The sequence below is a fragment of the Streptomyces sp. NPDC091682 genome, from assembly GCF_044756625.1.
GTDB lineage: Bacteria > Actinomycetota > Actinomycetes > Streptomycetales > Streptomycetaceae > Streptomyces.
Map to the genome: position 1 here is coordinate 1 of NZ_JBIVTH010000052.1, position 13740 is coordinate 13740.

A 13740-nucleotide genomic window follows, 5' to 3' on the forward strand; every position below is an offset into this window, starting at 1 on the left:
CGCCGACCTCTACAAGAAGCGGAACACGGTCGAACGCCTGATCAACAAGCTGAAGGCCTGGCGCGGCATCGCCACCCGATACGACAAAACCCCGGACAGCTACATCGCCGGCCTCCACCTCCGGGCTGCAATGATCTGGATCGACGACCTGCTCAAGACAGCCGAATGATCACGACATCACACAGGCCCTAATCGGCCTGCAGGACGAAGAACATGAAGCACAGGAAGCGCGGCTTGGCCGCGATGACTTCGGGGAACAGCTCGTGGGCGGCTGGATCAGGCTCCGGCTCGCTGATGGCCGTTACCCGGAAACCGGCACCGGTGAAGGCCTCGATCATCGCGTGCAGCGGCCTGTGCCAGATGCTCATCGTCGCGGTCTGGCCGCCCATGGTCCATTCTTCGGTCCAGTTGGTGGTGTCGAAATAGTCGTAGTCGGTCTCGCGGCCGGCCTGGCGGTGCATGAGGTTGGCGGCAAAGGGATGGTCGACGGACGCGATTAGCCGACCGCCGGGCTTGAGTACGCGTCGCAGCTCGGCCAGCGCTGGCCCCCAGTCCTCCAGGTAGTGCAGCACCAGGGACGCGACTACATCGTCGAACGTGTCATCGGCGTAGGGAAGCGGGCTGCCCAGGTCGGCCACCTGCAGGTCCGTACCGTCGCCGAGCCGCCGGCGGGCCAGTTTCAGCATCTCGGCACTCGCGTCGAATCCGCTCACCAAGGCACCACGGTCGCGCAATGCCGTGGACAAGGGCCCGGAGCCGCAGCCGGCGTCGAGGATCCGCCGGCCGGCTACGTCCCCAGCGAGGGCCAGCATCGCGGGCCGCTCGTAGTGGGCATTGATGAGGTTGGTTTCGTTTTCGGCCGTGTACGCCTCGGCGAAGCTGTTGTAGTCGTTGACCTTCGGCGGATCCGCAGTCACCGCGGACGGTGAGGTGAGCCCGGTGGAGCTCGCGTGCTCGTGGTCCTCGTTAGAGATCATGCTGCGGGAGACGTGTGCTGCACCAGTTCGGTTCCTGGCTGCTCCCGATCGTCCTCACAGCCTTGAAGATCCAATGAACGCTTCGCTTTGAGCGTCACGATCACCGCTATGTCATGTCAGCCTCAGGAGCAGGCACTGAATGACGGGCCCGGAAAGCGTGCGGTTCCGGTCCCCGCCGAGCCGGGGTGCGCACCCGGTCTTCACGAGGTTGGCCAGGCCGCCGCCCCGGGAGAAGTCGAACACTGTCACGGTCTGCTCGACCGACTCTGCTTCCAGCTGTCCTTCCCAGAGCATCAGGGACAGGGTGCTGGTGAGGACGATCTCGGCGAACGTGGCGGCCTGGACGACAGCGTTGCGGTAGTCGCCATCGCGGCGGAAGGCCCGGCGGACTTCGGGAAGTGCGTGTTGAGGCAGGTCAACTGGTCCTCGTCGAGGACGGTGGCGAGCGGGCTCGATGGGGGCGTCAGGGGCCTCACGCCCATCGTGCCGTCGGCGTAGCTACCGGTGACGGTCCTGGCGAGCCAGAGCCACTGCTGTCTGCTCCGGAGCGGCCACGGGGTTGCTGTGGTACGCGTCGACCGTCCCGTCAGCGAAGTCCTGTTCGGGCAGCGGCTTGCCGGTGATCTCCGCGCAGACCTGCGTGAGGGAAGCCAGGTGCATGGGCCCCCGCTCTGGCGTTCCCGGAACTGCCAGAACTTTCAGCGACACGCACGGCCTCCCCTGCGCAGCCGACGGCAACACAGGGCCGTCCAGGGAGGGCCGCATCTCGCCGTCGAGCCTGCCGACCGCGCCGGGCAACATCTTGGTGATCACCGCCCCATGCGGCAGCGGGCAGGGAAAGAGCGGAGCCACCAGGAAGGTGAGCAGCAGCGGGCCCACCGGGAGCTGATCCTCGTCGGCGGGCTCGGGCTTGCCGGGCTGGTTCATCGGCAAAGCGTAGGACCGCACGTGCCGGCACCGGACGGATCTTCCGAGCCCGCTCGAAAACACCGCCCTTTCGACGCGCGGTCGAGCCCCGTGCCGTGTTGTGAACCGCAAGAGTCAGGTCCGGCCGGGCCCGGACAGCGGCAAGAGCGTCGCGCCAGGCGCGGGATCCATCTGGTCCGATGGGGCACTCCTGTCGTAGGGGAGCGCCGGACCGGAGTTGTGCGTGGGATGAGGAAGGCATGCACTGCCCTCAGGAGGCCAACCCGCCCGGCCCCCTGCCCCACACCAATGGCGCCGCCGGATACGTCGAAGCCGCCGAGGCAGCCGAGGATGAGGGGCGCGGGAAGCTGACCCTCAACCTGAAGCTCCGTACCGCTGCGCGTGAGCACGCCCTCGCCGCTTCCCTGATCAAGTGGTGGGCCGGCGGCGGACCGAGGAGCCACACAGATCCCGTCACGCAGTCGACCGCGAAGACCCGGATCAAGGACGCGGGCTACTGCCCGGAAGAATTCGGCCTTCCGGTGGCCGAGAACGGCCTGGCCCGGTGGTTCACCCAAGGGTCGCCCCTTCCAGCCAGGGCAATTCGACTCCTGCCTGCGTCGTGGACGAGTGGATGGCGAGCGACGGCCACCGGGCGAACATCCTCAACCCCGCGTTCAAGGAGTCCGGGGTCGCTGTCTACCGCGGTACCGCAACACCGGACAACCCGGAAGCGGATGGCTACCTCTACGTGCAGACCTTCGGGGCATGCACTCGCATCGACACGCCCGAAATTTGGCAGTGGCTCACGAACGTCCGCCGCCCCGCCGGACTCGGGAACGACTCGGTGCGCGCCGAGCAGCGGGCGGCGGCGCTGGCTGCGGTCGATTCGGACTGGAACCCGGCAGTGCTGGGGTGGACGGTGGACTGGCAGCGGCACCACGCCTGCCTCACCCAACAGCGCCGGCTCGTCGAACTCGGCGTGAGGAAGGCCCCACGAGCCCGCAGAGTGGCCGTGAGGACGACTACGGCGGCCGGGCCGCGCGCGGGCGGTACGGCTTTCCAGAAGGGCCTTCAGGCCCCGGAGCAGTATGTGGCGCGGGAAGGCGCGATGCTGGGGCGCAGTGCCATCGAGCAGCTCCTTGACGGTCCCCACCGTGTTGGCATCTGGGTCAGGAACCGGAAGGCCCGCCGCGACCAGCTCGACCAGGCGCAGCTCGAAGCGCTGGCCGACCTCGGCGTCGACTGGGCGCGGCAGGAGAGGTGGGGGCGCCCGTCATGGGCCGCCCCATACGCTCAGCGCGGCCCGTTCAGTGCCCTGAGGACGGCTCTGCGGATGCCGGAAGCTGGGGGGACGGCTGTTCGACCTCCGCCGAGCCGTCGCCAGCAGAAGCAGCGTGGAGGCGATGAAACGGTCGTCGGGGACGTCCAGGTCCAGCCATGCGGTAGGCCGTCCGCGCGGTTCGGCGTGCTCGAGGATGGCGTGGACATCGCCCGCGGCTCGTCCGCGTTGGCGGGGTCCCCGTTGTCGCGCGTGGCGCGGCCTCCCCCTCCAGCGGGGGGGAATCCATCACCAAGCCCGCTGACAGAGCGCACTGTACGGGCGTACACCGCCTCCCGGCGGGGGCGCGGCGGATCCCCGGGGGACTGCAGCGGGCTGGCTACGGCCGGACAGGGCAGAACGGCGCGGGGCGCCCACCACATGGTGGGCGCCCCGCGCCGTTGTCTGGTGCGCGATGCCGCGCTACAGCTACCAGCGGTACCAGCGGCCGCTGCTGCCCTTCGGGCGGGCGACAAAGCCGATCAGCCACAGGATCAGCACCGCGATCGCGACCCACCAGAGGATCTTCACCGCGAAACCGGCGCCGAACAGGAGCAGAACGAGCAGAAGAACAAGAAGCAGGGGAACCATAGATATCAACCTCCGACCCACCGCGTGCCCGGCCAGCCTCCTACCATGCGGACGGGTTTTACGGGTTTCTTATCCACGCAGGCGGGCAGCAGGAACAGCCGCCTTCCTCCGGCCAGCACCCCGCACCGGCGCGGGAGCACCGATGCGCAGTCCCCGCGCCCGCTCCCCCGCCCTGCGGGGTCCGCGCCGGTCACGCAGCGCGGCGGCCCGGGCGTCCCGATCGGCCAGCCCGGCAGAACGACAGGGTTTGCCGGCCGGGATCGTGAGCAGGTGCGTGGTCACGACCAACCCGGTACTGCACGAGGAGGTCTCGATGTCGGGCACGGAGAAGACCAAGGCACACGCCGAGCAGGCCAAGGGCAAGGCCGAGGAGGCCATGGGCCACACGGACCAGGCCAACGGCAACGCCCGCCACGCCACGCCACGCCACGGAAGACATCAAGGACACCTTCCGCCACTAGACGTTCGGCCACGCTCCCCCTTGTGCCGGGTGGTTCAGTGAGAACGTTTCACGAAAGTGTCTTCGCCGAAGTCGCCCATCCGATGGAGAGCTCACCATCGAAACGAGCGCGACGAGCTACGCCGGCGTCTAGTCCCAGGACACGAACCGCACGGACGGACAGTGGCGCGACCTGTACGGCTGCTGGGAGCACGGGCCTGGTACCGACGTGATCTGGCTGAACCGGGCCGGCCTGACGACGGCCGAGGCGTCGTCGCCCCCGAAACGCTCTGCCCTGCTTACCCTCGGCCCCCTCCCATCAGATCGGCCCGTCCTAAGACGTATCCGCATTCTCCAGACCGGCCCTGCGCGTCCGCCTCGCTTCTCACCCCACGGGCGCTTCCGCTGCGCAGGACAGCTCGATCAACTGTCGTACGACCGTCGTGGGGATCGCCGGGTTGGTGGCCGCGGCCTCGGCGGTGTCTGCGTCGCGGAGCAGGCGGACCAGGGCCGGGATGGGGAGCTGCGGATTCCCGAGGGCTGCTAGGCGCGTCTCCGGGGTGGAGTCGAGCAGGCGCAGGACCGTGCTGGGCGAGAGCCTCGGGTCGGCTGCGGCACGTGCCCGTACCCGTTCGTCCGGGTCGTCGGCGAAGCGCTCGACGAGGCCGGGGGTGGATTCGGGGGATTCGAGGGCCAGCTGGCGCCGTAGCGGATCCGGGTCGTCGGCGAAGCGCAGGAGCACGTGGCGGGGAAAGTTCGGTTGGTTCAGAGGGAGGAAGCGGTCAGTGCGCCACAGCGCGACCTCCAGCAGTAGTTCGGCGGGAGCGTCCTCGCAGCAGGAGGCCAGGTTGTACGAAACGTGGGTGTCAGGGTCGCGGGAAAGGCGGTCCACGACGTCCGGGGGCAGGTGGCGTGCTCGCGCGACGGTGCGCCGGATTCCGATGCTCGCGGACCGGGCCAGTCGGCGCATCGCTTCGGGATCGTCGTGGAGCTCCTCGACCCATCCCACACGCCAGTAGGGGGTGTCCGGGGGCAGCCCCGCGCTGATAGAGGTGCGCAGCTCCTCGGTGACGTCGGCCCGGACCGCAACCGAGGCGCGCACCTGCGGGTCCTCGTCGTGGGCCAGCTCGATGATCAGGTCCACGTCCAGGCGTTCATTGGCCACCAGATTCATCCGCAGTCCGCGCTCCGCGTGGCGGACCAGGTGCTCGGCGAGGTCGCGCCCGAGGAGCTGTACCGGTGTCACGCGCCGCTGCTCCATCGTGGTCAGCGCGTCGAATTCGGTCCGTGACATCGGCCGGTCGTAGCCTGCTCGTCGGCGGGCGACTTCTCGGACCTGGGGCGAGGGGTCGTCGACCAGTGCGGACCGTCGGCCTGTGTCCAGGTGCGGCCAGGCGTATTCGCAGGCTTCCGCGCGCACCTCCGGATCAGGGTCGGCTGCCAGTGCCGAGGCCAGCCGCTGAGGAAGGCCCCGGAACCACAGGGCCTGCAGGCGGGTTCCCGGATCTGGGTCGTGCGCCCAGCGTTCGAACTGTGCCTCGGTCACCTTTGGACAGTGCCAGGTGGCAAGCCGTTGGAAGCGACCGCGTCGGGCACTATTGGTCTCACTGGCGATCAGTCTCGCCCACTGATCAATGCTCATGTCCCTACGGTTCTCCGCGAGTCGCGCGCGGATCCTTCGGTCGGGATGCGCGATCGCGGCATCGATGACCTCAGCTTGTAGGCCGAGGACCACTGAAGGGCCCACCACGTCCAGCAGCCGCGCCAGCACGTCCGCCGGCGCAATGCAGCTCAGCCCGCACAGCCACGCCCGCCGCATCGATGGCAGTGCTGCCAGGGCTTCGATCCCCACGAACAGCCCGGCCCAGTCAGCCTCGGTATCCCCTACGCCCCGCATCGACATTCGAACAGGGTAGACAGCCCCGGTGACTCGCCCTGACACCTATCACCGCCAGCGGCTCAAAGCCGGTAGCGCAGGCGGCCGCTGTCCTACGACCGAGTAGTACGGGCGCGCAGCCCCTCGTCCGGTGTCCCGTCAACACGGGGCAGCGCGTTGGGTGACCGTGCGGTGGCTTGCGCAGTCCTGTACGAACTCCCGCCAGGGGTCCTTGGGCACGGGGAACCTATGGAACTACACAGTTACCTCATGCGGGAGGAGAGCATTCTCGTGGTCACCATCCACAACCTGGTAGGCACCGAGTAGAGAGCTGCACTGGTCAGGGCGATCGACCGGCTGATCCGCCCCACCTCCGCCAGCAGTACCCACCGGTCTCTCTCGAAGCCCGAGATCACGCCGTGACCCTGGACCGGGCGGCGGGTCTCGCAGGAGAAGCGCTCGGCCGCACTCCCCTACCCGCCGTTGATCCGGTACTGAACGCGCGGGAGCGTCGTCCGAAGCTCAGGTAGGGCGACCAGAGCCAGGGCCTTGGCCTTGGCCTCTTCGGTCTTGAGCGCACCGTGCTGCGCCGCGCTGCCGGTCTTCGCGTTCAGGAGGTTGCGTACGGGCTCGGCCGGGGATGCCCAGAAAGGCTCCGGCCGGGCCGGTGGCGCCGGAGTCGCGCGAGGTCCGCCGCCCAGCCTCAAGAGTCGGACCTGGGTGAGCAGAGGTGACCGGGTCGGGCGACGTGGCTCCGGCTCGCGCTCCGTTTGTTCGTCGTCCGGTCGGGCGGGTCATGCCCTGGTATGCCACCCTGCGCTCCGCGCTGCTCACCGTTTATCAGGACTCCGTGCCACGTCTGATCTACGGTGGAGGGACAAGTTCGCACCACGGAAGGAGAGTTCCGTGGTGAGGTGGATGCGGGGGGATCCAGGTGTCGGTCGATTTCGTCGGTCGTGTCGAAGAAATGGCTGAACTAAGCGCGCTCGCCACCGATCTCGTCGCGGGGCGGGGTGGTCGCACGGTCGTGCTGGACAGCGTTTCGGGCATGGGGAAGTCGGCCCTTCTGCAGGCCTTCGCCCGGATGCCCGTAGACGCCTCGCCTCGCTCGGAACACCGGGTGGTGTCGACCCGATGCCATCCCGGCATCGGCCCTGGGATCGGGTACGGGCCGGTCGTCGACCTCCTCCTGAAACTGGCCGACGATGTAAAGCAGCCCGGTGTCCTGCGCCGCATGCTGAGCTTCACGGGCCAGGGTGTGGTGCGCTCCGCCCCGGAGGTGCTCTCAGCAATGGTGCCCGGGCTCGGCGCGATCTTCAGCCTGGGTCGTGAGGTCACGGAGGCCTCGCTCACGTCCGGGTCCATGCCGTTCGACAGCCTCCTGCCGTTCCAGCAGGGTGTCGCTACCCGGATCGTCGAGGCGCTTGTCGAACTGGTGCGGCAGGGGAAGCCCACCGTGCTGCTCATCGACGACATCCAGCACAGCGACCCCAGCAGCCTGCTCGTTCTGGACCAGCTCGTACGCAGGATCCCCGACGAACCTCTGGCCATCGTCCTGACCCACACCGTCGACGGAGCCTACGCGGAGGGCCCGGGCGAGACGGTCGAGGAACAGCTCCACCGCTGGTCGGTGGAGGGACTCGTGCGGCGCAGGACACTGGGCGGTCTGCCCGAGGACGCCGTGGCGGAACTGGTGCGTCTGCGGTGTCCGCAAGCGCCTCCGGCCCTGAGCCAGCAGCTCAGCCAGGTCACACTCGGACACACGATTTTCGTCTCCCTCTGCCTCGACGAGTGGACTCCCTCCCAGGGGGCGCAGATCACCCTGCCGGCCAGCCTCTCCCGGATCGTGGAACGCCGCCTCAGGATGCTTTCGCCCCAGGACCGCGAGCTTCTCGCCATTGCGGCGACACAGGGATCGACGTTCCTGTCGAGCACGATCGCCTCCGTCAAGGGCTCGCCTCACGACGAAATCATGGAACGTCTGCGGCTCATCGCCCACAACCACCGGCTGATCATTGCCGACGAGCCCCCGGCGTGGGCCCGGATGGAGTCCTCCGACTGCTACCGCTTCGAACACCGTGCCCTTTGGAGGGTGATCCAGACAGAGCAGAGCCCGGAGCAGATCCGCTCGCGCCACGTCCGCATAGCCGCCGCCCTTACTGCCGGGGGCACCCAGGCGATGCCCCTCGAACGCCGCCTGGAAATCGCCCACCATCTGCGCTCGGGGGGTCCCGCGTGTCTCGCGGACTCGGCTGACGCCCACTACGCACTCGCACGCGACGCCGCGACGGAAGGGCTGTCCTTCGCCGAGGCGGAACAGCACTGCAAGGTAGCCATCACCGCCGCCCGTGAACTACCCCGGGGAGAAACACGGGATCGCAGGCTTATCCGGGCGATTGAACTACTGCTGGCGCTGACGGAGGTGAGGTGGCGGGGACAGAACCAGGAGACTGGCGGAGCCGACATCGACGCACTGGCCGCCGAGGCCGAGAACGCGGCGACCCGCTGTCGTGCACCCGAGCTGTTGATCCGCACCCGGCTGTTGCGCGGCAAAACGCTCATGGCTACCCGTGGTCTCGTGCCGTCACTCGGCAAACTCCGTGAGGCCGTCGAACTGGCCGAAAGGCACGACGACCCGGTCGCCCTGTTCGTCGCACGGGTCGAGTACGGGCGGCAGGTCTCGAAACGCAACCTCGCCGAAGGCCTGGCACAACTCAGGGAAGCAGAAGCATTGAGCGCAGCCGACGCCCGGCTCCGCGGCAGTGACCCAGTACTGCAGCACGCCCGCAATCTCGGGGAGATGCAACTGGGCATCTCCCTCTTCGACAGCGGCCGCCTCGGTGTGGCGCACTCCCGACTCCAGCGCTGCGTCGGCCGGCTGCGAAGCGAACCCCTCAAGGCCGAACTCCCCATCGCCCTCAACTACCTCGCCCAGGTCCTCGATAGCCTCGGCGCCCACCAGGAGGCGGAGGACGTACTGCGCGAGGCGCTCGCCTTCGAGGAGGACCGCGGCGGCGACAGCGGGTGGCACGCGTATAACGCGGCCTTCCTCGCGTACGTACTCGCTCAGCAGGGTGGCGACCACCGGGCGGAGAGCCTCCGTCTGGTCTCATCCGCGTGGGCGGAGACCGAACGAACCCGGCTGGCCAACCTGGTCCCCATCGTCCGCAACCTCTACGCGGAGATCCTGCTGCACTGCTCTGACGAGCATCCAGACACCCTGCGGCAGGCGTACGCCCTCGCAGTGGCGACCGTGGACGAAACACGGCACAGCGGCATGGTTAGGAGCCAAATCGCCGCCCACTCCCTACAGAGCCGCACCCTCCTCCAGTGGGGGGAGACCACCAGAGCGGAATCCGCGGCCCGCGAGGCGCTGCGTCTCCTCGACGATGTCGGGCACATGCCCGCTCTTCGCACCGAGGAGGTGCTCTATCACTCCGCCGTGGTGCTCGCCACCAGCGGTGCCCGGCAGGAGGCTCATGAACTGCTAGAGCGAGCCAGAGCAGTGGTCGACGAAAAGGCGGGCCATCTCCACGATGACACCGCTCGACGGCGCTTCTTCACCAGCGTCCCCCTGAATCGTGCCATCCGCGCGGGTCACGGGATCACCGAGTAGTGACAGTCGCCGAGGCCGGGATGGTCCGGCCCACAGGCACGTCCGTGATCTGGCGCATCGTCACTCTCCCGTCACCGGCGCCGAGATCGACGCCGGGTGTCGACGACGGCTCCATCCTGATCAGCGCACCGGCATCCGGTGCTTCTCGGGGAGGCATATGACAACTGCTCGCTCGCCCGCGCGGTCGAGCGAAGCGCCCACCAGCAGCGCGCTTGCCGGCGCAAGGACGCCGAGACCAGCGATCTGGACCAGCCCCAGGAGCCGCCGGATCCCGGGTCCCTGGCCGCGCTGATCACACTGCCAGAACCGGACGACCCACCCGACGCACAACTCCTGGCACGCGTCCGCCAGTGGCACACCGACATCCACCGGATCCGCGAACGCGGCTGGACCATCAGCGCGATCGCCCGCCACCTGGGCCGAGATCGCAGGACCGTACGCCATTACCTGACCAAGGACTTCGACCAGATCATCGCCACCGCCCGCGACCTCGCCCACGAGTTCAGCGCCATCGCCCGCGAACGCCGAGGCCAGGACCTCACCCACTGGACGGCACGCGCCCTCGAAGACAGGCCGTCACCGATCCAAGGCTTCGCCGCCCTTCTTCAGAACGACTGGGGCGCCGTCATGGACGGCCTCACCCTGCCCTGGAGCTCCGGCGCGGTCGAAGGCCAGGGCACGCGGATCAGGCTGATCAAACGGCGGTCATAGGGCCGTGTTCCTTCGCCTTCCTACGCCCCCTCGTCCCCGCGCAACCACCGTGATCTTCGCTGCGTCAGACGCGTCGCCCGCGCCCGGCCTTCGCACGCATGCGTTCGCGAAGCCCGGCCTGGTAGAAGGCGGCTTTGTCACCGCCCAGTTCGAAGTACTCACAGATGTCGGCGACCGTTTCGGCGTCTTCCGCAGTACCCGTGAGCCCGATCTGGACAGCCTCCAGAACCCCTCCCGAGCGTGGTGCCTGCACCCTTCGCCCAGACTCGTGCCTTCCGCAATCGGCCCGTAGTCGCCGGAGCCCGCAGCCACGAACGACAACGTCTGCAACAGCACGTCTCGGGCCGGTGTCGAGAGGTCCCCAGCCAGCGCGGCCATGATCACACCGACCGCTGGCGGAGTGCACTCGAAGATGACCGTGCTCTCCTCGACATGGCCATCGAGGGTGTATCCGATCATGTCCCGGGCCGTCTCAGCAGTGATGACGGCCTCGATCAGAAGGGGCACATGCTCCGCAGACTCACCGCAGCCGCACTTCAACGACGCCCAATCGACACGCCGTAGTTCTGCGCGTACCAGCTCACTGACCACCACAACAGCCCCCTCAAGGCATGCCGGGCCCGGGCCACCGGCACTAGCGATCAAGCATCAGGCACCTGTGGGTCCCACGCCATCCGTTGCTTCACGAAATATCCACCACAGCCTTAAAAACGGCCGGGGACACTCCTCGCACCACTCGCTCTGGTGTTCAACGAAGTGGGGAGAGGTCCCCGCCAAGGAGCCGTGCCGTGAGTTCCACGCACCGTGTCCGGGCCGCGGAGAAGCCATGGGGCATCTTGGTTACCGCTTCGAAGGCACTCATCCGGGCGTCGTCCTCGCCGCTCGCCTCGGCGTCGTAGATCTCGAAGAGCTTCTCCTCGGCCACGTCCAGTCCGGCGGCTTCAATGGCCTGGAGCAGGGCCTTGTGGTGCGCGCAGTGCTGCGCGGCGAGTTCTGCTACCTGCGGGTCGTGGGGGTCGACGGTGTCATCGAGGGCGGCGTCGGCCGCGTCGAGGCGGTCTGCCTCGGCCCGTAGGCCGGGGTGGGTCGCCAGGGTGATGAACACGCTGGCCTGAATTGCGGCTCCCAGCGGCCCGAAGATCCGTTCCGTGACCAGCAAGGCGTCCAGGTCGGAGGGGCGCAGTGCGCCAGAAGGCAGGTGGCCGAGCCGGTCCGTGACCAACGGGGAGAGCAGGCCCAGTGGGCTGCCGACGACCCGTAGGCGCTGGACTGCCGCTCGCTGACGCTTGATGTCGGCCTCCTGGGCGGCCAGGGTCTCCTCCAGCCGGCCCAGGACGTCCTCAACGTCCCGGACTTCGTCGAAGGCGGCCCGCATGTCGTCCAGGCTGATGCCGGCCTCGGACATCTTGCGGATCCACAACAGGCGGATCATGTCGTCGTAGCCGTAGCGGCGGCGTCCGTCTCCGCCCCGCTCGGGCTCCGGCAGCAGACCGATCTGGTGGTAGTGACGAATGGCGCGCGGGGTGGTTCCGGCGAAGGCGGCGGCATCGCCGATCTTGACCTCGCGGGGAGGCGTGGCGGAGGGGTACATCGCAGACAGGGCCTTTCGTGCTGTGGTGCCCTCGACGACACCACATGCCGCTACGGCATGTGCAACTGCTCCCGGCGCGGCGCCGCCGTGCGGCTACCCGGGCGACGGCTACGGCCGCCGAGCTCCGACTACTCCGGCGGCACCTACCAGCGTTTCTGTACCGGCCCCACTGTTGACTCGGCCCGGGCAAACCCGTTCGACCGGCGCCTGAAGCTCAACTGCGAGATGGGCCACGGCGCGTCCGGCGGTCCCGCGGTCAAGAACCTCACCACCGACGCACGGATCGTCGGCGTCAACAGCCACCGCAGCCGGCGCCAACGGCAACTGGGTCGACAACTACATGTACTCCTCTGTACACGGGGTACAGGCCCGCTCCGCGTACAGCACGATCCGCTAACCAGCAAACGAGAGGGGGAGGAACAGAACCCACCTGTTCCTCCCCCAGGCCACACTGACCACAGCCGGGAGCCCGGTGCCCAGTGCCCAGTGCCCAGTGCCCAGTGCCCAGTGCCCAGTGCCCAGTGCCCACGATCAAGGCGATATCAGCCATCCTCGCCGCCACGGCAGCCGGCGCCGCCGAGATCCTCGGATACACACAGGCCCCGACGGCCTGGGCAGCCTCGCCTTGGGGTGGGGCCGCGCCCGCTCGGGCGGCGGTTCTCTGTCGCTCCCTTCACGGGTACCTCCGCAGGGCGAGCGAAGACGACTGATCGTCAGACGCGACGGTCGACGTGACGTTCCCGTAGGTCGCGGGCGTCATGTTTCCGCGCAGGCCTGCCTCTCGCCCGTACGACTGGCCGTGGGGGACGCGCTGGAAGATGTACGCGGTGGCCGGGTGGGTGTAGGCGATGCCCCGACCCGTGGCGTGGAGCTGCTCCCGCGTGGGGTGGGGTGGCGTCTTGGGCAGGAGGTAGCGCTCCAGGTCGTCGGTGGTCAGCCGGTAGCGGCCCGCGCGGTGGTGGATGGCGGCGGCGAGCCGGTAGGCGGGGTTGACGTGGGCCAGGCCGGCGTCTGCGTGGCTGTTGTTGGCCAGGAGCCAGCCGCCCGGCTTCAAGCATCGGGCCACGTGTTCGCAGACGGGCCCGGCATAGAGGGAGATCGCCAGGTCCCACTCCGCCTCGGGGAGTTCGCGCAGGGTGCGGGTGTAGTCACAGACCGGGGTGCCGGCCGGTTCGTCGGACCGGATCAGGTCGGCGGCGTCCAGGGTGCCGAGGTCGTCGGCGGTGCGGCCGCCCAGGTACCCGGCCACGTTCGCGGCGTCGCTGGGGCGAAAGGGTTTCTCCGAGCACCGCAGCAGCGGCCAGAACCTCGGCGCAGTCGCCCGGGAGGGCTTCGAGTTCGGCGAGGACCGGCGCGGCGGCGCGGCAGCGCGGCAGCGTGCCTGCCGCGGCGTCGGAGCGAGCCGGCCATGGGTCGGGGGGCATGGGCCGGGGGGATAGCCCGCCGCCAGGAGGACGCGCGGGGCGCGTGGCCTGCCCAGGGAGCGCGCGTCCAGTTGCTCGGCCGGCCCGCGACCGGCCAGGGAGGCGATGACCGCGGCGTCCAGCGGTGCGGGTTCCACGCGGACGAGGCGGGGCGCAGGGCGAGGGCCAGGACCAGTGGGTACACGGCGCATTTTCTAGAAGACTCGTGAAGATCTTGTTGGAGGGCCGTCCGGCCGTAGGCCGGGAGGCCCTCTCGCTTATGCGGTGGCCGTGGTGAGCGTCCAGGTG

The 13740-nt window shown here is 68.7% G+C and carries 10 protein-coding genes and 1 pseudogene; 4 read left to right on the forward strand and 7 right to left on the reverse strand.

The window, feature by feature from the left end; all coding sequences use genetic code 11:
• Positions 1–188 precede the first annotated feature (188 nt).
• The 3 genes from ACIQK6_RS42600 to ACIQK6_RS42610 form a co-directional block, all read right to left on the reverse strand.
• Positions 189–977, reverse strand: a complete 789-nt coding sequence (locus tag ACIQK6_RS42600) for a class I SAM-dependent methyltransferase (protein WP_329094864.1) — start codon at positions 975–977, stop codon at positions 189–191.
• Positions 978–1088: 111 nt separating this feature from the next.
• The gene (locus ACIQK6_RS42605) at positions 1089–1271 is read right to left on the reverse strand and encodes a hypothetical protein (RefSeq protein WP_329094865.1); all 183 of its coding nucleotides are present in this window, start codon (positions 1269–1271) and stop codon (positions 1089–1091) included.
• 204 nt (positions 1272–1475) lie between these two features.
• Positions 1476–1904, reverse strand: a complete 429-nt coding sequence (locus ACIQK6_RS42610; protein WP_329094867.1) for a hypothetical protein — start codon at positions 1902–1904, stop codon at positions 1476–1478.
• Positions 1905–2448: 544 nt separating this feature from the next.
• On the opposite strand from ACIQK6_RS42610, the pseudogene ACIQK6_RS42615 reads away from it, so the two are divergent.
• A pseudogene (locus ACIQK6_RS42615) lies at positions 2449–2628 on the forward strand (CAP domain-containing protein); the annotation flags it as partial.
• 1005 nt (positions 2629–3633) lie between these two features.
• Here ACIQK6_RS42615 and ACIQK6_RS42620 read toward each other — a convergent pair.
• Entirely contained in the window at positions 3634–3795 is a 162-nt protein-coding gene (locus ACIQK6_RS42620; protein WP_030730337.1) for a hypothetical protein, read from the reverse strand.
• Between the two features lie 274 nt (positions 3796–4069).
• Between ACIQK6_RS42620 and ACIQK6_RS42625 the strand changes: the two genes are divergently transcribed.
• The gene (locus ACIQK6_RS42625) at positions 4070–4297 is read left to right on the forward strand and encodes a hypothetical protein (RefSeq protein ID WP_402697777.1); all 228 of its coding nucleotides are present in this window, start codon (positions 4070–4072) and stop codon (positions 4295–4297) included.
• Between the two features lie 322 nt (positions 4298–4619).
• On the opposite strand, the gene ACIQK6_RS42630 is transcribed toward ACIQK6_RS42625, so the two are convergent.
• The gene (locus ACIQK6_RS42630) at positions 4620–5780 is read right to left on the reverse strand and encodes a PE-PGRS family protein (RefSeq protein ID WP_329094870.1); all 1161 of its coding nucleotides are present in this window, start codon (positions 5778–5780) and stop codon (positions 4620–4622) included.
• A gap of 1264 nt (positions 5781–7044) precedes the next feature.
• Between ACIQK6_RS42630 and ACIQK6_RS42635 the strand changes: the two genes are divergently transcribed.
• Entirely contained in the window at positions 7045–9726 is a 2682-nt protein-coding gene (locus tag ACIQK6_RS42635; RefSeq protein ID WP_402697779.1) for an AAA family ATPase, read from the forward strand.
• A gap of 138 nt (positions 9727–9864) precedes the next feature.
• On the forward strand, positions 9865–10437 hold the full coding sequence (locus ACIQK6_RS42640) for a transposase (RefSeq protein ID WP_402697781.1): 573 nt from the start codon (positions 9865–9867) through the stop codon (positions 10435–10437).
• 748 nt (positions 10438–11185) lie between these two features.
• Here the strand turns inward: ACIQK6_RS42640 and ACIQK6_RS42645 are convergent.
• Positions 11186–12028, reverse strand: coding sequence for a MerR family transcriptional regulator (locus ACIQK6_RS42645; protein ID WP_402697783.1), 843 nt, complete (start codon positions 12026–12028; stop codon positions 11186–11188).
• A 673-nt stretch (positions 12029–12701) separates the two neighbouring features.
• The gene (locus ACIQK6_RS42650) at positions 12702–13277 is read right to left on the reverse strand and encodes a hypothetical protein (RefSeq protein ID WP_329094878.1); all 576 of its coding nucleotides are present in this window, start codon (positions 13275–13277) and stop codon (positions 12702–12704) included.
• Positions 13278–13740: the final 463 nt, after the last annotated feature.